The organism is Streptomyces sp. NPDC052043, from assembly GCF_044548235.1.
In the GTDB taxonomy this organism is placed as follows: Bacteria; Actinomycetota; Actinomycetes; order Streptomycetales; family Streptomycetaceae; genus Streptomyces.
On record NZ_JBIUBT010000002.1, the window covers coordinates 365,528 to 386,226 of the forward strand.

17 protein-coding genes are annotated in these 20,699 nt (G+C 73.6%); 13 read left to right on the forward strand and 4 right to left on the reverse strand.

What is annotated here, in order from left to right; translation table 11 throughout:
• Nucleotides 1-80: 80 nt before the first annotated feature.
• The 5 genes from ACIHCX_RS06260 (at nt 81) to ACIHCX_RS06280 (ending at nt 4,563) form a co-directional block, all read left to right on the forward strand.
• The gene (locus tag ACIHCX_RS06260; protein WP_141357191.1) at nt 81-446 is read left to right on the forward strand and encodes a DUF6479 family protein; all 366 of its coding nucleotides are present in this window, start codon (nt 81-83) and stop codon (nt 444-446) included.
• A 377-nt stretch (nt 447-823) separates the two neighbouring features.
• The gene (locus ACIHCX_RS06265) at nt 824-2,017 is read left to right on the forward strand and encodes an ABC transporter ATP-binding protein (RefSeq protein ID WP_400027111.1); all 1,194 of its coding nucleotides are present in this window, start codon (nt 824-826) and stop codon (nt 2,015-2,017) included.
• The gene (locus ACIHCX_RS06270) at nt 2,014-2,730 is read left to right on the forward strand and encodes an ABC transporter permease (protein ID WP_400027113.1); all 717 of its coding nucleotides are present in this window, start codon (nt 2,014-2,016) and stop codon (nt 2,728-2,730) included. The genes ACIHCX_RS06265 and ACIHCX_RS06270 overlap by 4 nt, the downstream gene beginning before the upstream one ends.
• Nucleotides 2,727-3,395 (forward strand): ABC transporter permease, encoded by a 669-nt coding sequence (locus tag ACIHCX_RS06275; protein ID WP_400027115.1) that lies wholly within the window; start codon nt 2,727-2,729, stop codon nt 3,393-3,395. The genes ACIHCX_RS06270 and ACIHCX_RS06275 overlap by 4 nt, the downstream gene beginning before the upstream one ends.
• A gap of 208 nt (nt 3,396-3,603) precedes the next feature.
• A complete protein-coding gene (locus tag ACIHCX_RS06280) occupies nt 3,604-4,563 on the forward strand; it encodes an ABC transporter substrate-binding protein (RefSeq protein ID WP_400027117.1) in 960 nt (319 codons plus the stop codon).
• Between the two features lie 111 nt (nt 4,564-4,674).
• Here the strand turns inward: ACIHCX_RS06280 and ACIHCX_RS06285 are convergent, their stop codons facing one another.
• Nucleotides 4,675-5,130 (reverse strand): tellurite resistance TerB family protein, encoded by a 456-nt coding sequence (locus ACIHCX_RS06285; protein ID WP_400027119.1) that lies wholly within the window; start codon nt 5,128-5,130, stop codon nt 4,675-4,677.
• 228 nt (nt 5,131-5,358) lie between these two features.
• Here ACIHCX_RS06285 and ACIHCX_RS06290 point away from each other — a divergent pair, with 228 nt between their 5' ends.
• The 7 genes from ACIHCX_RS06290 to ACIHCX_RS06320 all read left to right on the forward strand — a co-directional run bounded on the left by ACIHCX_RS06290 (nt 5,359) and on the right by ACIHCX_RS06320 (nt 14,444).
• Nucleotides 5,359-5,715 carry an ArsR/SmtB family transcription factor gene (locus ACIHCX_RS06290; RefSeq protein ID WP_400027121.1) on the forward strand — a complete coding sequence of 119 codons (357 nt, stop codon included), beginning with the start codon at nt 5,359-5,361 and terminating at the stop codon, nt 5,713-5,715.
• Nucleotides 5,705-8,299: a magnesium-translocating P-type ATPase gene (mgtA, locus tag ACIHCX_RS06295; protein ID WP_400027123.1), complete on the forward strand. Its 2,595-nt coding sequence runs from the start codon at nt 5,705-5,707 to the stop codon at nt 8,297-8,299. Before ACIHCX_RS06290 ends, mgtA begins: the two co-directional genes overlap by 11 nt.
• A gap of 296 nt (nt 8,300-8,595) precedes the next feature.
• Nucleotides 8,596-9,243 (forward strand): ScbR family autoregulator-binding transcription factor, encoded by a 648-nt coding sequence (locus ACIHCX_RS06300; RefSeq protein ID WP_400027125.1) that lies wholly within the window; start codon nt 8,596-8,598, stop codon nt 9,241-9,243.
• 124 nt (nt 9,244-9,367) lie between these two features.
• Nucleotides 9,368-11,530, forward strand: a complete 2,163-nt coding sequence (cyc2, locus tag ACIHCX_RS06305; RefSeq protein ID WP_400027128.1) for a germacradienol/geosmin synthase Cyc2 — start codon at nt 9,368-9,370, stop codon at nt 11,528-11,530.
• A 34-nt stretch (nt 11,531-11,564) separates the two neighbouring features.
• Nucleotides 11,565-12,122 carry a PDZ domain-containing protein gene (locus ACIHCX_RS06310; RefSeq protein ID WP_400027130.1) on the forward strand — a complete coding sequence of 186 codons (558 nt, stop codon included), beginning with the start codon at nt 11,565-11,567 and terminating at the stop codon, nt 12,120-12,122.
• A 158-nt stretch (nt 12,123-12,280) separates the two neighbouring features.
• Entirely contained in the window at nt 12,281-13,417 is a 1,137-nt protein-coding gene (locus ACIHCX_RS06315; RefSeq protein ID WP_400027132.1) for a M24 family metallopeptidase, read from the forward strand.
• Nucleotides 13,418-13,463: 46 nt separating this feature from the next.
• Nucleotides 13,464-14,444 (forward strand): aminoglycoside phosphotransferase family protein, encoded by a 981-nt coding sequence (locus tag ACIHCX_RS06320; protein ID WP_400027134.1) that lies wholly within the window; start codon nt 13,464-13,466, stop codon nt 14,442-14,444.
• A 37-nt stretch (nt 14,445-14,481) separates the two neighbouring features.
• Here ACIHCX_RS06320 and treZ read toward each other — a convergent pair whose 3' ends face one another.
• Nucleotides 14,482-16,236, reverse strand: a complete 1,755-nt coding sequence (gene treZ, locus ACIHCX_RS06325; RefSeq protein ID WP_400027136.1) for a malto-oligosyltrehalose trehalohydrolase — start codon at nt 16,234-16,236, stop codon at nt 14,482-14,484.
• A 172-nt stretch (nt 16,237-16,408) separates the two neighbouring features.
• Here treZ and ACIHCX_RS06330 point away from each other — a divergent pair, with 172 nt between their 5' ends.
• Entirely contained in the window at nt 16,409-16,960 is a 552-nt protein-coding gene (locus ACIHCX_RS06330) for an FHA domain-containing protein (protein ID WP_400027138.1), read from the forward strand.
• Nucleotides 16,961-17,009: 49 nt separating this feature from the next.
• On the opposite strand, the gene ACIHCX_RS06335 is transcribed toward ACIHCX_RS06330, so the two are convergent.
• Both ACIHCX_RS06335 and treY read right to left on the reverse strand, forming a co-directional pair.
• Entirely contained in the window at nt 17,010-18,260 is a 1,251-nt protein-coding gene (locus ACIHCX_RS06335) for a M14 family zinc carboxypeptidase (RefSeq protein ID WP_400027140.1), read from the reverse strand.
• Nucleotides 18,261-18,317: 57 nt separating this feature from the next.
• Entirely contained in the window at nt 18,318-20,672 is a 2,355-nt protein-coding gene (gene treY / locus ACIHCX_RS06340) for a malto-oligosyltrehalose synthase (RefSeq protein ID WP_400027143.1), read from the reverse strand.
• Nucleotides 20,673-20,699 lie beyond the last annotated feature (27 nt).

Genomic DNA, 20,699 nt, shown 5'->3' on the forward strand with positions numbered 1-20,699 from the left:
AGTGGGACAATGTGGGACACAGGTGGCGTCATCGGCGCCACCGGCACTCTTCGCTTTCCTTGGTGAGGCGGGTGGAAGACATGGACATAGCCTCCTACGCCGTGCTGGCCGTGGCACCCAATGTGTGGGCCACCTTCGGCGCCTTCATCGGTGGACTCGTCATCGTGATCGCCCTGGTGTGGGCCGTCGGCATGGGCATCGGGGTGATGCGCCGCGAGCCGGACCGGCCGACCGAGGCGGAGCAGCCGCACCTGCCGGTCACCGGCGCCGTCCACGAGATCAGGGAGATGCGGGAGCTGGACGAGCTCCACCCGGACGACGGGGAGCGGCTCATGCCGTATGAGCTGCACGCCACCGGAACCCGCCGCAGCCAGGACCAGCACCGGCGGCGCTGGCACCCGGGCAGCAGCGGATCCTTCGGCGGCGGCGGCCCCGGCCGGACCTGACCCGGCCATGGCCGCACCCGTCCAGGGGACGGGCCTCAAGGGGCCCGCCCCCGCGGCATGCCGGGGCGGCGGCGCCGGGGCGCGCCGGTGGCGCGGTGCGGCGCGGGTGGCGCGGATCGCGTCGACCGGCCGGTGTCGCCGGCGCGATGCTGGGTAGGCGTGGCTGTCGAAAGGCGCCACGGGGCCTGGGACCGTCCGGTCGGGCGGGCCCACGCGCCGTGGACTCACAGCTTGCGCACAGAGCGGTCAACGGGGGACGGGGGGTGTCGCGTGCGGACGTCGCACGGCACAAGGCGCTCGGACTCTCCTCGCAACGGCCCGCGTGACCGCGGCCGAGAGCGGACAGCTCCTGCCAGACCCGAAGGGTATTCGGCGTTTTGATACGGATAGATTCAGTCACCAAGCGGTATCCGGACGGCACCCTGGCGGTCGACCGGCTCTCCCTCGACATACCGGACCGCTCGATCACCGTCCTCGTCGGACCGTCGGGATGTGGCAAGACCACCACGCTGCGCATGATCAACCGGATGGTGGAGCCGACCGGGGGCACCATCCTCCTCGACGGCGTCGACATCCAGGAGCAGCCCGTCAACACCCTGCGCCGGTCGATGGGGTACGTCATCCAGAACGCAGGGCTCTTCCAGCACCGCACCATCGTCGACAACATCGCGACCGTGCCCCGCCTGCTCGGCTGGAGCAGACAGAGGGCCCGCGCGCGGGCGGCGGAGTTGATGGAGCGGGTCGGTCTCGATACCTCGCTCGCCAAGCGGTACCCGTACCAGCTCTCCGGCGGCCAGCAGCAACGCGTCGGTGTGGCGCGGGCGCTCGCCGCCGACCCGCCGGTGCTGCTGATGGACGAGCCGTTCTCCGCCGTCGACCCGGTGGTGCGCAAGGGCCTGCAGGACGAACTGCTCCGCATCCAGGAGGAGCTGGGCAAGACCATCGTCTTCGTCACGCACGACATCGACGAGGCCGTGAAGATCGGCACGATGGTCGCGGTCCTGCGCACCGGCGGCCGGCTCGCCCAGTACGCCCCGCCCGCCGAACTGCTCTCCGCGCCCGCGGACGACTTCGTCGAGGACTTCCTCGGCATCGACCGCGGCATCCGCCGGCTCTCCTTCTTCGCCTCCGGGGGACTGGAGCTGACGAAGACCCCGATCGTCCCCGCCGACTCCACCGCCGAGCAGGTCGCCGCCCGCGTCACCCCCGAGATGCCCTACCTCCTCGTCACCGACCCGGACGGCAGGCCCCTCGGCTGGAGCGAGCCGGACGCCCTGGCCGACGGCCCCGTCGACGCCGCACGGCTCCTGTCCCACGGGCGGCCCTTCGCGTACGGCACCGACTCGCTGCGCGCCGCCCTCGACTGCGCCGTGCTCTCGCCGACCGGCTGGGCGGTCGCCGTGGACGGCACCGGACGCGCGGTCGGTGTCGTCTCCCAGCAGACCATCGGCGAGGCGATCCGCAGCGCCCACGCCGAGGGGGGCACCGGGCCGGAGGCCGGCGCGGGGACCGCTGCGGGGGCCGCCGACGCCGGAGCAGAGACCGGCGCCGAGGCCGGTGTCGCCGGATGAACCGATTCTTCGACATTCCGAGCGACCTCCAGCACAGTTGGTTCGGCCTGATCGGACTGCACCTGCGCGAGGCCCTGCTGCCGGTCCTGGCCGGCCTCCTTGCCGCGCTGCCCGTGGCCCAGCTGTGCGTGCGGTTCCGGTGGCTGTACCCGCCCGTGTTGGGCCTGACGACCGTGCTGTACGCGATCCCGTCGCTGGCGTTCTTCGTCGTCCTCATCGACTACACCGGCCAGACCGAGCTGACCGTGATGATCCCGCTCGCCGTCTACAGCCTCGTCGTGCTCGTCCCGGCGATCGTCGACGGCGTCCGCTCGGTGCCGCCGGAGACGCTGGCCGCGGCCACCGCCATGGGTCTGGGACCCGTACGCCGGTATCTCCAGGTGCAGTTGCCGATCGCGGTGCCCGCGATCATCGCGGGGCTGCGGGTGGCCGCCGTCTCCAGCATCTCCCTCGTCAGCGTCGGGATGCTGATCGGCAACCAGGGCGCCCTCGGCAATCTGCTCCACGACGCGCAGATCTACGACCGGCCCGAACTCGCCTGGAACTCCGTCCTCACCACGGCGGCCCTCGCGGTCGTCGTCGACGCCCTGCTCGTCCTCGTACGCCTGCTGCTGACCCCCTGGATGCCGCGCGGCACCCGCCACCGCACCCCGTCGGACGCCGAGGCGCGGCCCGAGTCGGCCACGCCCGCACTGGAGGACGCAGCCCGGTGAACGTACTCCACTTCGTCAACGCCTTCTTCGGCGACGCCGCCCACTGGAAGGGCTACGACGGCATCCCCACCCGCCTCGTGGAACACGTCCAGTACTCCCTGACGGCCCTGGGCCTGGCCGCCCTCATCGGGCTGCCGGTCGGCCTGGTCACCGGGCACTACGGGCGCGGCGGCAACGCCCTCGCCCTGATCGCCACCGCCGGGCGGGCACTGCCCAGCTTCGGCCTGCTGGTGCTGATGGTGATCCTGCTCGGCTTCGGCAAGATCCCCGTGATGATCCCGCTGGTCGTCCTCGCCGTCCCGCCGATCCTGATCACGACCTACGAGGCGATGCGCTCCGTCGATCCCTCGCCGGTGGACGCCGCTCGTGGCATGGGCATGGCCGAGTCGCGCGTTCTGTTCCAGGTCGAGCTGCCCGTCGCGCTCCCGCTGATCCTCAGCGGACTGCGTTCGGCGGCCATCCAGATCGTCTCCACGGCCACCATCGCCGCGTACGTCACCCTCGGCGGCCTCGGCCGGTACATCGTGGACGGCCTCTACCAGCACGACTACGAGAAGGTCGCGGGCGGGGCCGCCCTGGTCGCCGTGCTGGCGCTGGCGACGCTCGCGCTGTTCTGGGCGGTCGCGCGACTGGCGGTCTCGCCCGGGGTGCGCCGTGGCGGCTGACCGCGGAGGACGGAGCGGCACCCCGGGTTCCGGACGCCCCGGAGGTGCCTCGCCGCCACCGCCCGCCACGCATCGAGGCCGATCGGTGACCCGGTCCCTCTTGACTGACGAAGAAGCGGCTGGATTGGATCAAACCGCGGCAATCGCACCCCGCGTGCCGCCGCCGCTGCCATGCGCCCGACCAACCTCTCAGCCGGGAACGGGAATTGTGACTTCCAACACGAAGAGCACCACGTCCAGCAAGAGCCACCTCGGGGCGGCCGCCATCGCACTCGCAGCCGTCTCGGCGCTCCTCGCGGGGTGTTCGTCCGGCGGCAGCTCCGGCAAGGACCCGCTCGCGGAGGGCAGCGCGGGCGGCGACACGGTCGTCGTCGGCTCCAACAACTTCGCCGAGAGCATCCTGGTCGCCGACATCTACGGCGAGGCCCTGAAGGCCAAGGGCGTCAAGGTCGAGTACAAGCCCAACATCGGCAGCCGCGAGACCACCTACGGTCTGCTCAAGAACGGCTCGGTCACCGTGCTGCCCGAGTACAACGGGGCGCTGCTGGCCTACCTCGACTCCAAGGCCGCCCCGACGACGGTCGAGGCGACCACGGAGGCCATCACCGCCAAGCTGGACTCCGGGCTGACCCTGCTCGACCCCGCGCCCGCGCAGGACAAGGACTCCGTCACCGTCAACGCCGCGACGGCGAAGAAGTACGGGCTCACCGAGAAGTCCACGATCGCCGACCTCAAGGACGCCGCCAAGGACCTGGTCATCGGCGGCTCGCCGGAGTTCCAGACCCGGCACCAGGGCCTGAAGGGCCTGACGTCCGAGTACGGCCTGGACTTCAAGTCCTTCAAGGCGCTGGACGCGGGCGGCCCGCTGACCCAGGCGGCGCTGAAGAAGAACACCGTGCAGGTCGCCGACGTGTTCACCACGGATCCGACCATCGCCAAGGAGAAGTTCGTCGTCCTCCAGGACCCGAAGAACCTCTTCGGCTTCGAGAACGTCCAGCCGCTGGTGTACAAGTCCGGCCTGGACCAGAAGGGCGTCGACGCGCTCAACGCGGTCTCCGCCAAGCTGGACACGGCCACCCTGCTGGACCTGGACACCCAGGTGCAGACGCAGCACAAGGACCCGCTCGACGTGGCCAAGGCGTGGCTGAAGTCCGCGGGCCTCGGCTGATCCACCGCGGTGGACACGGGCCCGCGGGGCCGTGACACCGCCCGCACGCCGGGTGCCGGACGGACGACCGTCCGGCACCCGGCGAGGCGCGGGCCCGAAGAAGCCGCCGGCTCAGAGGTCGAACTCGTGCGGCGGCAGCCCCAGGGCGAAGCAGGCCTCGCGGACCATGGCCTGCTCGGCCTTGTCGAAGTCGCCGTCCGCGCCGCCGATGACGATGCCGATCTGGACGACGGCACGGGCCTCGGCGGGCTTCTTCTTCGCCTTGGCGATCTCCTGCAACACGCTGACCTTGCCGAAGTCGAAGTCGGCGGTCAGCTTGCCCAGGTTGTCCTCGAAGCGGCGGCGCAGGTCGTCCGCGGGGAAGTTCTGCAGCACCTCGTTGCCGGCGATCAGCTGTGCGACACGCTGACGCTCCGAAGGGTCGACGGTGCCGTCGGCGGCGGCCACGAGGGCGCACATCGCCATGCTCGCGTCCCGGAAGGCGCCGCTCTTCAGGTCGTTCTTCTTCGCCACGAGCTGGGTCTGCATCTGCGTCGCGGAGTCCTTGATGCGGTCCCACAGGGCCATGTGCTCTCCAAGTGTGGTGTCGGGTGGCCTGACACGTTCGGTGCTGCATCTACAGCAACGTAGAAACTGACGGGGCGACGGATAAGTTCCGGCGGACGGGTCCAGGCGGGTCCAGGCGGGTCCAGGCGGGCCCGGACGGGTCCAGGCGGGTCCCGTCCGGGCCCGGCCGCCTAGACTGGTGCGGCCCGTACCGGCGTGCGGGCGTGCGCGAACAGGAGGAAGACGACCGTGGCGGCAGCCCGCAGTGGCTTCGAGGATCCGCCCGCCGACGTGCTCGCGGAGGCGGCCGCGGCCTTCGGGCTGCTCGCCTCGCCCGCCCGGCTGCACATCGTGTGGGCCCTGGCCCAGGGCGAGAGTGACGTCACCGGGCTCGCGGAGCGGGTCGGTGGAGCGCTGCCCGCCGTCAGCCAGCACCTGACCAAGCTGAAGCTCGCCGGTCTCGTCCGCTCCCGCCGCGAGGGCCGGCGGCAGGTCTACTTCGTCGACGACCCCGACGTGGTCGACGTCGTACGGCTCACGGTCGCCCGGCTCACCGACCGGGGCGCCGCCGTCGACGCCCCGGCGCGCCGCGTCCGTGGCCTCTGAACTGGCGGCGGCCCTCCCGGCCGCGCCCGACGGAACGCCCCTCCAGGTACTGCGACGGCTCGACAGCGGCCCGCGCGGGCTGACCGACGCCGAGGCGGAGACCCGGCTGGCGGAGGTCGGCGAGAACACGGTTCCCGAGGTGCGCGGCCCGTCCTGGCCCCTGCTGTGGGCGCGCTCCCTGCGGGACCCGTTCACGTCCGTACTGCTCTGCCTGGGCCTGGTCTCCACGCTCGTCGCCTCCTGGGGGACCGCCGCGGTGATCCTCAGCCTGGTCGTGGTCAGCTGTGTGCTGCGCGCGACCGGCGAACACCGGGCCGACCGGTCCATGGGCGCCCTCCGAGAGCTGGTCGCCGGCACCGCCACGGTGCTGCGGCGGACGGCCGACGGGCAACGGCCGCGCGCCCGGGAGGTCCCGGTCACCGAACTGGTGCCGGGCGACGTCCTCCGGCTCGGACCCGGCGACCTCGTACCGGCCGACGTGCGACTGCTGCACGCCCGGGGACTGACCGTGCACCAGGCGGCGCTCACCGGCGAATCCGCCCCGGTCGCCAAGGCGGCCGTGGAGGAACCGGGGCTCGCGGAACACGGCCCGTTCGGACAGCCGCACCTGTGCTTCCAGGGCAGCAGCGTCGCCACCGGCACGGCCACCGCCGTGGTGGTGCGCACCGGGGCGCGGACCCGGTTCGCCGCCGTCCACGGCACCGCGGGCCGCGGGCGCGCGGAGCAGGCCGGCCCCAGCGCCTTCGACCGCTCCGTGCAGGGCATCTCCTGGGTGCTCATCCGGTTCATGCTGCTGACGCCGCCGCTGGTGCTGATGGCGAACGCGGCGCTGCGGGGGCGCGGCCTGGAGACCCTGCCGTTCGCCGTGGCGGTGGCCGTCGGGCTCACGCCCGAGATGCTGCCCGTGATCGTCACCCTCTGCCTGGCCCGCGGCACCCGGCAGCTCGCGGGGGCGCACGGCGTCATCGTCAAGCGGCTGCCCGCACTGCACGACCTGGGCGCCGTCGACGTGCTCTGCGTCGACAAGACCGGCACCCTCACCCAGGACCGGCCCGTCGTCGAACGGGCCCTCGACGCGGACGGCCGCGACGACCCGGAGGTGCTGCACTGGGCCGCGGTCGGCGCCTGGTGGACCCTCCAGCTGGCCGAACTGCCCGCGCCGGACGCGCTCGACGAGGCGCTCCTGGAGGCCGCCGGAGCGGTCGGCGAGGACCACGACGGGATCGCGGCCATCCCCTTCGACCCGGTACGGCGCCTGGCCACCGCCGTGGTGCGGGGCCGGTTCGGCAGGCACGTCCTCGTCGTCCGGGGCGCCGTGGAGGACGTACTGGAGCGCTGCGTCCTCGAGCCCGCCGAGTGCGAGCGGCTGCGGGAACTCGCCGCGCACGAGGCGGACACCGGGCTGCGGCTGCTGGCCCTGGCCACGGCCGAGCGCTCCGCCCGCACCGGCGACTACACCCCCGCCGACGAGCGGGGCCTGACCTTCCGCGGCCTGATCGCCTTCCGCGACGCGCTCGCGCCGACCGCCGCCGAGGCCCTGCGCGGGCTCGCCGAGGCCGGTGTCACCGTGAAGATCCTCACCGGCGACCACCCCGGCACGGCGGCGCGCGTCTGCCGTGACCTGGGGCTCGACGTGGGGGAGGTGCACACCGCGGGCTCCGGACCCGGCCGGGACGGCGCCCTTGCCGCGGCCGCGACGCGTTCCACCGTCCTCGCCCGCTGCACGCCGGACGACAAGGCCCGGGTCGTCGCCGCGCTGCGGACCGCCGGCCACACCGTCGGCTTCCTCGGCGACGGCGCCAACGACGTGCCCGCGCTGCGGGCCGCCGACGTCGGCGTCGCCCCGCGGGCGGCCTGCGACATCGCCCGGGAGAGCGCCGACGTGGTGCTCGCCGACAAGGACCTCACGGCGATCGGCCACGCCGTGGTGGCCGGCCGGCGGGCCAGCGGCAACATCGCCTCCTACCTGCGCGTCACGCTCTCCTCCAACCTCGGCAACGTCATAGCGATGCTCGTCGCGGGCCTGCTGCTGCCCTTCCTGCCGATGCTCCCGGTGCAGGTGCTCGTCCAGAACCTCTGCTTCGACGCGGCCCAGTCGTCCTTCGCCCACGACCGTCCGGGAAGGGTGGTACTGCGCCGCCCGACCATGCTGCGGCCGCGCGCCTTCCTGCGGTTCATCACCGGGTTCGGCGCGCTCAACGCGGTCGCGGACTTCGCCACCTTCGCCGTCCTCGCCCTCGTCCTGTGGGGGCCCGACGCGCTGAACGACGAGGCCGTCTTCCACTCGGCCTGGTTCACCGAGAACCTGCTGACCCAGGCCCTGGTGATGGTGCTCCTGCGCACCGGCCGGAACGAGGGCGGCCGGCGGAGGCTGCTCGGACCCGTCGCCTGGGCCGCGGCCGTCCTCTCCCTCGTCGGGCTGCTGCTCCCGGTCAGTCCGCTGGGCCCGCTGCTGGGGATGACGGAGCTTCCCCTGTCCTACTACCTCCTGCTCGCCGCCGTCCTGGGACCGTACGGTCTCGCTCTCGCGGCGGCGGTCCGTCGGTACGAGCGGAGAGGCGCGGAAGCCGTCGAGCCCGGGTAGCAAGCCCGCCCCGGATCGGTCGGCCCCCCCGCCGCCGGCGGAAGGCGGTGTTCCTCGTGGGTCGTCCCGACCTGCGGGCGGCGGTACATGAGCGCGGGCACGCGCGGGCCTCGATACAGCGCGCGCCGTCTGCTTCGGCCGGCGGCGGGAGTCGCCGGGGCGCCGCCGGTGACGGCAGAGTGACGGCAGAGGGCCAAGGGGCCCTGGTGGACGCGTCGGAGCCGTGAGTTATCGTGTACGCGGAGTGAGAAACAAACGGCACGCCTCGTTCGTTACGGCCCGGGAGTGTTCGATCCATGCCGAGGCAGTTACGCGCCGAACAGACCCGCGCGACGATCATCAAGGCCGCCGCCGACCTGTTCGACCGGCACGGCTACGAACGGACCAGCCTGAGCGACATCGTCGCACACGCACACGTCACCAAGGGCGCCCTGTACTTCCACTTCGCGGCCAAGGAGGATCTGGCCCACGCCATCCTGGAGTTGCAGTCCCGGGCCGCCCAGCAGGTGACCAGCCACGTGGACGAGCAGGGCCACTCGTCGCTGGAAGCCCTGATACGCATCACCTACGCGCTCACCCGCCTCACCGTGGAGGGCCCGGTCACCCGCGCCGGACTGCGACTGGCCACCGGGGGAGTCGAACTGCGTCCGCCGCTGCGGCACCCGTTCACCGAGTGGCTGGAGATCGCCACCGGCAAACTCCTCGGCGCCGTCAAGGAGTACGAGATCCAGCAGGACGTCGACGTCCACGCCGTCGCGCACTCCCTCGTCTGCTTCTTCGTCGGCACCCGGGTCGCCGGCCGGCCCCTGGAACCCCTGGCGCGGCTGCCCCGCAGGACGACCGAGATGTGGCACCTGCTGATCCGCGGCCTGGTGCCGGTGCACCGCCGCCCCCGCTACCTGAGCCTCGCCACCCGGCTGGAGCGGGAGATCGTCGTCGTCTGACAGGTCGGGAGCCGACCGGCCGGCCGCACGGCGCGACACCCCGGTTCACGTGCGGATTCACGCGATGGAGTGATCGCGTTGGTGCGTACGGATGGTGCCGGAGCGTCGCGGGTAGGGCCCGGCCATGACGCAGCAGCCCTTCGAACTCCCGCACTTCTACATGCCGTATCCCGCGCGGCTCAACCCGCACGTCGACGAGGCCCGCGCCCACTCGACGCGGTGGGCGCGCGACATGGGCATGCTGGAGGGCTCCGGGATCTGGGAGCAGTCCGACCTCGACGCGCACGACTACGGACTGCTCTGCGCCTCCACCCACCCCGACTGCGACGGACCCGCCCTGTCGCTCATCACCGACTGGTACGTGTGGGTCTTCTTCTTCGACGACCACTTCCTGGAGACCTTCAAGCGCAGCCAGGACCGGGCGGGCGGCAAGGCCTACCTGGACCGGCTGCCCCTGTTCATGCCCCTCGACCTCGAGACCTCCGTTCCCGAGCCGCGCAACCCCGTCGAGGCCGGTCTCGCCGACCTGTGGGCGCGTACGGTGCCGTCGATGTCGGCCGACTGGCGCCGCCGGTTCGCGGTGGCGACCGAGCATCTGCTCAACGAGTCCCTGTGGGAGCTGTCGAACATCAACGAGGGGCGGATCGCCAACCCCGTCGAGTACATCGAGATGCGCCGCAAGGTCGGCGGCGCGCCCTGGTCGGCGGGGCTGGTGGAGTACGCGACCGCCGAGGTGCCCGCCGCCGTCGCCGGGACCCGGCCGCTCCGGGTGCTGATGGAGACCTTCTCCGACGCCGTGCACCTGCGCAACGACCTGTTCTCCTACCAGCGGGAGGTCGAGGACGAAGGGGAGCTGAGCAACGGCGTCCTGGTCCTGGAGACCTTCTTCGGGTGCACCACCCAGGAGGCCGCCGACTCCGTCAACGACGTCCTCACCTCCCGTCTGCACCAGTTCGAGCACACCGCGCTGACCGAAGTGCCCGCGCTGGCCCTGGAGAAGGGCCTCTCCCCGGCGGGGACCGCGGCCGTGGCGGCGTACACCAAGGGTCTCCAGGACTGGCAGTCCGGCGGCCACGAGTGGCACATGCGCTCCAGCCGGTACATGAACAAGGGGGCCCGGTCCACCGACCCGTGGCAGCGCCCGGCGGGCCCCGGTGCCTCGGCGGCCGACGTGGGCGCGCTGCTCGCGGCGGCCGGGGCGGAGAGGCTGCGCGCGTACACGCACATGCCCTTCGAGAAGGTCGGTCCGTCCCGCATCCCCGACCTGCGCATGCCCTACCCGCTGGGGCTGAGCCCGCATCTGGACCGCTCGCGGGGACGGCTCGTCGACTGGTGCCACGGCATGGGCATCCTCGAGGAGGGCGTGTGGGACGAGGACAAGCTCGCCGCCTACGACCTGGCGCTGTGCTCGGCCGGCATCGATCCGGACGCCACGCCCGAGGCGCTCGACCTGAGCGCGCAGTGGCTCGCCTTCGGCACCTACGGCGACGACTACTACCCGCTGGTGTACGGCCACCGCCGCGACCTGGTCGCCGCGAAGGCGACCACGGCCCGCCTGTCGGCCTGCATGCCCGTGGCGGGGGAGGCGGCGCCTGTCCCGCTCAACGCCATGGAGCGGAGCCTGACCGACCTGTGGGCGCGCACCACCGCGGAGATGACCGCCGATCAGCGGAGCACCCTGAAGCGGGCGGTCGACTCGATGACCGAGAGCTGGGTGTGGGAGCTGTCCAACCAGCTCCAGAACCGCGTCCCCGACCCGGTCGACTACCTGGAGATGCGGCGTGCCACCTTCGGCTCCGACCTCACCCTGAGCCTGTGCCGGACGGGACGCGGCCCGGCGATCCCCGCCGAGGTCTACCGCAGCGGCCCGGTCCGCTCCATGGAGAACGCCGCCGTCGACTACGCCTGCCTGCTGAACGACGTCTTCTCGTACCAGAAGGAGATCGAGTACGAGGGCGAGATCCACAACGCGATCCTGGTCGTCCAGCACTTCTTCGGCATCGACTACCCGGCCGCGCTCAAGGTCGTCCAGGACCTGATGAACCAGCGCATGCGCCAGTTCGAGCATGTCGTGGCCCATGAGATCCCCGTCGTCTGCGACGACTTCGCACTGTCCGAGGAGGCGCGGGCGGCCATGCTCGGCTATGTCGCCGACCTCCAGAACTGGATGGCGGGCATCCTCAACTGGCACCGCAACGCCGACCGCTACAAGGCCGAGTGGCTGGGCCGCCGGGCCCACGCCTTCCTCCCGGACCGCCCGCCGGCCCCCGCCCTCCCCGTGGGCTGACCGACCACCTAACTGCGGCAGCCGGAGGCGGTCGATGGAACAGACAGCGTTGCGTCCCAAGCCGATGCCCGGACGGGAGCCCGGTGGCGGCGGGCACGGCGGCCCGGTACGGCGCCCGCTCGCCCCGCGCCGCCGGGGCCGCCGGCTCGCGACCCTGGTGTGCGGGCTGCTCGCCGGGATCGTCCTGGTCCTGTCCGGGGTCGGCCTCGGGGCGGTGGGCGTCACGGTGATCGCCCGGGGCAGGCCCGTCGTCCCCGCCGAGCAGCAGCGGCAGGCGGTCACCCCGGGGCGCACGGATCCGGCACCCGCCTTTGCGCCCGCACCGGTGCGTCCGACGCTGGGCGTGGAGGTGGTGGACGGCGACGGGCCCGGAGCCCGGGTGGTCGGCGTCCACGTCCCCGGCCCCGGCTACACGGCGGGCCTGGTCCGCGGCGACGTGCTCCTCGCCTTCGGCGGAACACGGGTCGACACGGCGGCGGACCTGGCCCGCGCGGTCGCCGGGGCCCGCCCGGGACAGGCGGTGGTCCTCACCGTCCGCCACGCCACCGGCGGCTACCAGCGACTGACCACCACCCCGGGAATCACCACATGACACCTCCCACCCCACCCCGGGGCCCACCGTGCCGTGCCGGGTGGGGCCGGTCGGGTGAGTGGGGGCAGGATCCGGAACCGGCTCGCGTTGCGTGGCGTGGCCGGGCAGGATGCTGCCCGTAGCCTTCCTCACCGTTTCAGCCGCATACGGAGGACCGGATGACCGGTAGCGCGCTCGCGCCCTTCACCGCCGACGACTACAGGGCCCGGCTGGAACGCGCCGCCCGCGCGGCGGCCGACGCCGGACTCGCCGGACTGCTGGTGGCGCCGGGGCCGGACCTGGTGTGGCTGACCGGCTACGCGCCCCCCGCCGTCACCGAACGGCTCACGCTGCTCGTCCTCGCCGCCGGACGCGAACCCGTCGAGCCGGTTCTCGTGGTGCCCACCCTGGAGGCCCCCGACGCCGCCAAGGCGGCCGGCGCGTCCGCCCTGTCCCTGCGCGACTGGACCGACGGCACCGACCCCTACGCCGTCACCGCGGCCCTCCTCGACGACCGCGGCCGGTTCGGCGTCAGCGACAACACCTGGGCCATGCACCTGCTCGCCCTGCAACAGGCGCTGCCGGGAACCTCCTACGCATCCCTCACCGAGGCCCTGCCGATGCTGCGCGCGGTGAAGGACGCGGCCGAGGTGGAACTGCTCGCGGCGGCGGGGGCGGCCGCCGACGCCGCGTTCGAGGAGATCCGCACGGTGCGGTTCTCCGGCCGCCGCGAATCCGAGGTCGCCGCCGACCTCGCCGCTCTGCTGCGGCGCTTCGGCCACTCCCAGGTCGACTTCACCATCGTCGGCTCAGGCCCGAACGGCGCCAACCCGCACCACGAGGTGGGCGACCGCGTCATCGAACGCGGTGACATGGTCGTCCTCGACTTCGGCGGCCTGAAGGACGGCTACGGCTCCGACACCACCCGCACCGTGCACGTCGGCGAGCCGACCGACGAGGAGCGGCGGGTGCACGACATCGTCCGCGAGGCCCAGGAGGCCGGCTTCCGGGCGGTGCGCCCCGGCGTCCCCTGCCAGGAGGTCGACCGCGCCGCCCGCGCGGTCATCACCCGGGCCGGGTACGGCGAGTTCTTCATCCACCGCACCGGCCACGGCATCGGCGTCACCACGCACGAGCCGCCGTACATGATCGAGGGCGAGGAGCAGACCCTCGTACCCGGCATGTGCTTCTCCGTGGAGCCCGGCATCTACCTGCCCGGCCGCTTCGGGGTGCGCATCGAGGACATCGTCACCGTGACCGACGACGGGGGCCGCCGCCTCAACGACACGACCCGCGAGATGGTCATAGTGGACTGACCCACCGGCAGTCCCCACCCCGCAACCGCAACGACACGGCGCGACGATGACCCAGGCACCGACACCCACCGCGGACACCGTCCGCAGACTGGTCCGCACCCTGCTCAAGGAGGGCCCGGACACCGCCCACGGACCCGAAGTGCGGCCCGTCGCCGAGGGCGGCGAGCACTCCACCTGGTGGGTCGGCAGCCGCCATGTGCTGCGCCTGGCCCCCGACCGTGACGCCGCCGCCCGCCAGCGCCGCGAACTGCGGCTGCGCGAACTGGTCCGCCCGCACCTTCCGGTCGCCGTCCCGGCCAGCGTCGCGCACGGCGAGTGGGCGCCCGGGCTGACGTACACGCTGGACACCCGGATCACCGGCGGCACCACCGGCGGGCACGACGTCTCCGCCGTCGGCGAGGACGACCTGGCCGGGCTCTTCACCGGGCTGCGCGAGGTCCCCGCCCGGCAGGCCCAGACCCTCGGCGTCCCGCGCACCGCGCCGCGCTCCCTGGAGGCACTGCGCCGCATGGCCGTGCACGCCGCCGAACGCCTCGGCGCCGCCGACGAGTTCGACCCCGGGCGGATGGCCCAGCTCACCGCGCCCGCCGCGGCCCAGCTCGCCGCCCAGCCCGGCACCGCCGTGCTCGTCCACCACGACCTCAAGGGCGAGCACCTGGTGGTGAGCGCCGACGGCCGGGTGCGCGGGGTCCTCGACTGGACCGACGCCGTGGTCGGTGACCCGGCCGAGGACATCGCCGGCGTCGCCGTCGCGGTCGGTTCCCCCGCCGCGGTGCGCGCCGCCACCCTCGCCGGTTACGGCGCCCGGCCCTGCCTGCGCGGCCTGTGGCTGGCCCGCTGCGACACCGTGATCTGCCTCGCCGCACGCCTCGACGGCCGCGACGAAAGTCCGCTGCCGCTTCTCAGGTCCCAGCTGCGCCATGCCTGGGAGGCGATCCTGCTGGAGCGGGTGACGGAGTTCCGGGACGACGCCGGGGACACCGGGGACACCGGGGACACCGGAGCCAGGCGGGCCACCGGGGAATAGGGGCATAGGAAGCCGTCCGGGCGCCGTGGCGCCGTGCTCAGTGCTGCAACAGCACCGCGCACGACTCCGCGGGCACGTGCAGCATCCCGTCCGCCCCGGGTGCCACGACCGGCTCCCAGGCGGCCAGCACCTCGGTGGGGCGGCTGCCGAGGGGGATCTGCGCCGGCGCCTTGGCCAGGTTGAGCGCCACCAGCACGTCCCCGCGCCGGAAGGCGAGCCAGCGGGCCTCCTCGTCGTAGGCCACCTTGGTGTCGGCGAGGTCGGGGTCGGTGAGGTCGGGCTGCTCGTGCCGCAGGGCGGTCAGCCGGCGGTACCAGGCCAGCATGCGCGCGTGTGGCTCGCGCCCCGGCTCCGACCAGTCCAGGCACGAGCGGTCGCGGGTCGCCGGGTCCTGCGGATCGGGCACGTCCTCCTCCGCCCAGCCGTGCGCGGCGAACTCCCGCCGCCGGCCCCGGCGCACCGCCTCCGCGAGTTCCGGGTCGGTGTGGTCGGTGAAGTACTGCCACGGCGTGCCGGCCGCCCACTCCTCGCCCATGAACAGCATCGGCGTGAACGGCGCGGTCAGCGTCAGCGTGGCCGCGCAGGCCAGCAGCCCGGGGGAGCCGGCGAGCAGCAGGGACAGGCGGTCGCCGCGGGCACGGTTGCCGACCTGGTCGTGGGTCTGGCCGTAGCCGAGCAGCCGGTGCCCGGCCACCCGGGTGCGGTCCAGCGGGCGGCCGTGGTGGCGGCCCCGGAAGCCGGAGTAGGTTCCGTCGTGGAAGTAGCCGCCGGTGAGGGTCTTGGCGACCGCCGCGAGCGGGGCCCGCCCGAAGTCCGCGTAGTAGCCCTGGGACTCGCCGGTCAGCGCCGAGTGCAGCGCGTGGTGGAAGTCGTCGTTCCACTGGGCGTCCAGGCCGAGGCCGCCCTCCGTGCGCGGGGTGATGATCCGCGGGTCGTTCAGGTCCGACTCCGCGATCAGGAACGGCCGGTGGCCCAGGTCGGCGGAGAGCGCGTGCACGGCCGTCGACAGCTCCTCCAGGAATTGGCAGGCGCGCGTGTCCGCGAGTGCGTGCACGGCGTCCAGGCGCAGACCGTCGATCCGGTAGTCGCGCAGCCACGCCAGCGCGCTGCCGACCAGGAACCGGCGCACCTCGTCCGAGCCGGGCGCGTCCAGGTTGACGGCGGCACCCCAGGGGGTGTGGTGGGTGTCCGTGAAGTACGGCCCGAACCGCGGCAGATGGTTGCCCGACGGGCCCAGGTGGTTGTGCACCACGTCCAGGACCACGCCCAGGCCGAGTCCGTGGGCCCGGTCGACGAAGCGCTTCAGCCCCTCGGGGCCGCCGTACGGCTCGTGCACCGCCCACGGCGACACACCGTCGTAGCCCCAGCCGTGCCGGCCGGGGAACGGGCACACGGGCATCAACTCGACGTGGGTGACGCCCAGTTCGACGAGGTGCGGCAACCTTTCGGCGGCCGCGTCGAAGGTGCCCTCACGCGTGTACGTGCCGATGTGCAGCTCGTACAGGACCGCGCCGGGCAGCGGGCGCCCCTCCCAGGCGGCGGAGCGCCACGTGTACCGCGCGTGCTCGACGACCGCGCTCAGCCCGTCCGGACCGTCCGGCTGCCGCGGCGAGCGCGGGTCGGGCAGCACCGGGCCGTCGTCCAGCGCGAATCCGTACCGCGAGCCGTCGCGCGCCTCGGCCGCACCGGTCCACCACCCCTCCCGCTCCGGGTCACGCTCCAGCGCGTGCCCGACTCCGTCGCACTGGAGCGTCACACGGTCGGCCTGTGGTGCCCACACCTCGAACTGCACGGACGGTTCCCCTTCGTTCGCTCACCGTGACGTAGCCCGTCCATGGTGCGCCACGGGAGATCAATCCGTATCCGAATCCCCGCATTGCGGCGGGTGTCGCCGGATCGGCGCGGCCGGTGCCGGTGTCCGTGGTAGCTGGACACGGGGGGTCGGCTGACCGACAATCAGCGATGTGACGTCGCCCTCCGAGCCCCACACGTATCCCGCGCGGCTGTCCGACGCGGAGCGCGACAAGGCGCTGAAGGTGCTCCGTGACGGCGTCGCAATGGGCCGGCTGTCCCACGACACGTTCGTACGGCGGATGGAGCTGGCGCTGGCCGCCCGGCAGGCGGACGAACTCGCCGCGCTCACCTCCGATCTGCACACCGAGGGGCGCGTGTCCCGGCTGGTGTTCGGCACGGTCGAGGCGGTGTCGGGTTTCACGGTGCGGCTGCGCCGGGCCTGGCAGGCCGAGCGGCTGCCCAAGCTGCTGCTGCCGTTCCCCGGCAGCGGTCACCCGTTGCTGATAGGGCGTGACCCGGCCAGCGGGCTGCGGCTGACCCACGAGACGGTCTCCCGGGCGCACGCCGAACTGCGCCACCAGGGCGGCATATGGGTGCTGCGGGACCTCGGCTCGACCAACGGCACGACCGTCAACGGGCGGCGGGTGGTCGGCGCGGCCGTCGTGCGCGAGGGCGACCAGGTCGGGTTCGGGCAGATCGCGTTCCGGCTCGCCGCGAACTGAACCGGCCGCGAGCCGACCCGCCCGGTGCCACGCGCGCGTGTGCTCACGTTCAAGTGGGCCCCGGGCGGGCCTGGCAGGCCGCGGTGACCACGGTGCTGCTCTGGTGCTCGACCTGGTGCTCCAGGGGGACCCAGCGGGCGTGGAAGCGGTGCGCGAACGCCTCGCTCCAGGTGGTCACGAGGTGTTCCAGACCCGGGGCGGCGCGGTCGTCGGTCTCCCGCAGGGTCCGCAGGAGCATCGCCGCGGCCCGCAGCGGCAGCCGGCGGCCGAACGCGTCCACACTGCCGACGTACGCCATCGTGGTGTCCGCGGGTGGGGTGTGCATCCAGTCCGCGGCCAGTCCCGGCACCAGGCTCAGCCCCCACTTCGCCGCCCGCAGCAGCGGCCCGTCGGCCCCCCGCAGGCGCGGCAGCGCGTCGGTGAGCACCAACTCCACCTCCCGCGCGTCCCGCAGCAGCCGGTGCGCCAGGCGCCGTATCGCCGCCGCCGGGGCGGGATGCGGCGCGGGGTCGTCCACCAGGTCGCTCGCCCACATCGGCACCTCCACGACCGCGGTCATGCCGCCGTACCGGTGCGGGTGGTACCAGGTGCTGCGCCGGGCGTCGTCCGGCATGCTCGGATACGCCGGGCCCGTGCCGAGCCCCGGCATCACCCGTACCCCCGGCCCGGAGACCGGCCAGCCCGCCGCGTCCGAGGCGCCCGTCTCCACCGGTATGTGCAGCCGTGCCGCCGACTTGGCGAACGGCTCGGCGAGCCCGGGCACGTCCCGGGTCAGCTGCACCCAGCTGCCGCCCAGTTCGGTGCCGTGCAGCGTCACCTGGAGGTAGGGCCGCAGCTCGTCGATCACCCCGGTCAGCGCGCGCGTCTCCGGCGGCAGCCGGTCGGGCGGCAGCACGGAGGGCGACCACTCCGGCTGCTCGGGTCCCGCGGGCCGGAAGAAGCCGAGATGGTAGTCGAGCAGGCTGCGCGGGGCCGGAGTGACGTGCAGACTCGCCCCGTCCGGGTCCGCGCACAGCAGGAAGTGCCAGGAGGTGTCCGCCCGCAACCGCTCCTCGCGCAGCACCCGGTGCGCGACGGAGAGAAGGGTGGAGCCGCCGGTGGGCTCGTTGGCGTGGGCGCCGGCGACCACCAGTACCGCCCGCCGGGCGTGCCCGACGGACAGCAGGTGCAGCGGTCGCCCCGCGCGGGAGCGGCCGACCTGCCTCAGCTCGCACCGGTCCGGCCGGTACGCGGCCAACGCACGAGCGGACGCGACCAGTTCGGGAACGCTGGGATAGCGCAGCTCCGGCAGGAGACTCACCCCCGACCTGTCCTCCCGGCTTCGCATTCCGCAGTACCCCACGGACGCCGGATCCTGTCAAGCACGCTCCAGCAGTGCCACCGGCAGGTGCGCGAAGAGCTCCGCCACGCGCACCTGCCCCTGGAACTCCCGCCCCGGGGCCAGTGTGTCGGCCCACCGGCCCGGCGGCAGGGGCAGCCGGGTGTCCCGCCAGCCGCCCGCCTCCGCCAGCCGCAGCGACAGCCGGGTCACGGCCGTGACCACCTCCCCGGAACGCTCGAACGCCGCGCAGTGGGCCGCCGCCTGCCCCTCGGCGCGCAGCGGGGCGTACGCCGCCGACGGGCCGAAGACCTCCGGCCGGCGAGCCCGCAGCCGCAGCGCCGCCACCGTCACCGCGCCCTTGTCGCCGGCGTCGGCGGGCGGGAACCGCACCGGGCGCCGGTTGTCCGGGTCGACCAGGGCCCGGTACTCGGCCTCCGTGCCCTGGTACACGTCGGGCACGCCCGGCATCGTCAGATGCACCAGGGCGGTGCCCAGGACGTTCGCCCGGATGTGCGGTTCGAGCGCGGTGCGCAGGGCGGTCACCGGTCCGGCCGGCGCCCCGCACGGCCCCTCGGCGACGAAACGCTCCACCGCCTCCTCGTAGGCGGGCTCCTGCTCGGTCCAGCTCGTGTGCAGACCCGCCTCGCGCACATGCTTCAGCAGCGCCTGCCGCACCCGTTCCGCGTCCGCCGGGCCGAGGCCGAACACCGTCTGCCAGGCCGCCCACGCCAGTTGCCGGTCCGGCACGCCCTCGCCGCCGCCGGATACCACGTCGAGCAGGTCCGCCCAGATCCGCGGGCACTCGGTGAGCACGGCCAGCGCCGCGCGTACGTCGGCGCTGCGCTTGGTGTCGTGCGTGGAGACCACGGTTCCGGTGGCCGGCCAGTCGCGCTGCACCCGGGCGCAGTACGCGTGGAAGTCCTCCGGGGAGACCGCCGGGTGGCCGGGGTCGCCGCCCACCTCGTTGGCCGACAGCAGCGGCACGTACCGGTAGTAGGCGGTGTCCTCCACGGACTTGGCGCGCAGCGCGGAGGCGGCCTGCGCGAACCGGGTGCGCAACTCCACGGCGTCGGGTCCCGACCCGGCCCGCCCGACCACCAGATCGCGCACCACGTCGACGGCCTCGCCCTCCTCCGGCACCGTGAAGGCGAGCCGGGCCTCCCCGGCGGCCTCCTCGGTGACCACGGACGCCGGGTCCACGGAGGCGTAGGGCCGGTAGACCCGGAGCCGGACCAGCAGCTCACGCAGCGCGGTGCGCAGTGCCCAGGGAGCGCGGTCGCTCAGCGCCGGGTCCGGCGAGCCGGCGCACACCCGGCTCGCCACCCGGGTCAGCCGCTCCGTCTCGGCGGCCAGCTCGTGCGTGATCACCGTGTGCGCCGCCCGCCGCACCGTCGCCTCCCAGTCCCCGCCGCCGTCGTCGCGCGGAGCGGCGAACCGCCGGTACCGCTCGACCAGCTCGTCCGCTCCGGCCGGGTCGGTGAACAGGCCGTCGACGTGCCGCAGGGCGTCGTAGCCGGTGGTGCCCGCGACCGGCCAGGAGGCCGGCAGGTGCTCGCGGTCGGAGAGGATCTTCTCGACGACCGTCCAGCGCCCGCCGGTCGCCTCGTGCAGCCGCCGGAGGTAGGCGTCGGGGTCGGCGAGCCCGTCCGGGTGGTCGACGCGCAGCCCGTCGACCACCCCCTCCGCAAGGAGCTGGAGGATCTTGGCGTGGGTCGCCCGGAACACCTCCGGGTCCTCCACCCGCACCCCGATCAGCTCCGAGATGCTGAAGAAGCGCCGGTAGTTCAGCTCCGTACGGGCCAGCCGCCACCACACCGGCCGGTACCACTGCGCGTCCAGCAGTTCGGGCAGCGGCAGCCTCCCGGTGCCCTCGCGCAGCGGGAAGGCGTGGTCGTGGTAGCGCAGGACGTCGCCGTCGACCGTCAGTTCACCGGTCTCCCGGCCGACCGGGTGCGCGAGCACGGGCAGCAGCACCTTGCCGTCCTGGGCCTCCCAGTCGATGTCGAACCAGCGCGCGTACGGCGAGGCGGGGCCCTCCCGCAGCACCTCCCACAGGGTGTGGTTGTACCGCGGGGCCATGGCCATGTGGTTCGGCACGATGTCCACGACCAGGCCGAGCCCGTGCTCCCGCGCGGTGCGCGCCAGCGCCCGCAGGCCCTCCTCGCCGCCGAGTTCGTCGCGCACCCGTGTGGGGTCCACGACGTCGTAGCCGTGCGCGGAGCCGGGCAGGGCCTCGAGGACGGGCGACAGGTGCAGATGCGAGACGCCGAGCGAGGTCAGGTACGGCACGGCCCGCGCCGCGGCCGCGAACGGGAACGTGGGCTGGAGCTGGAGCCGGTAGGTGGCCGTGGGCACGACGGGTTCGCGGCGCTCGGATGCATCGGACGTCATGGAGAGCTACGTACCCGCCCGGCCGCC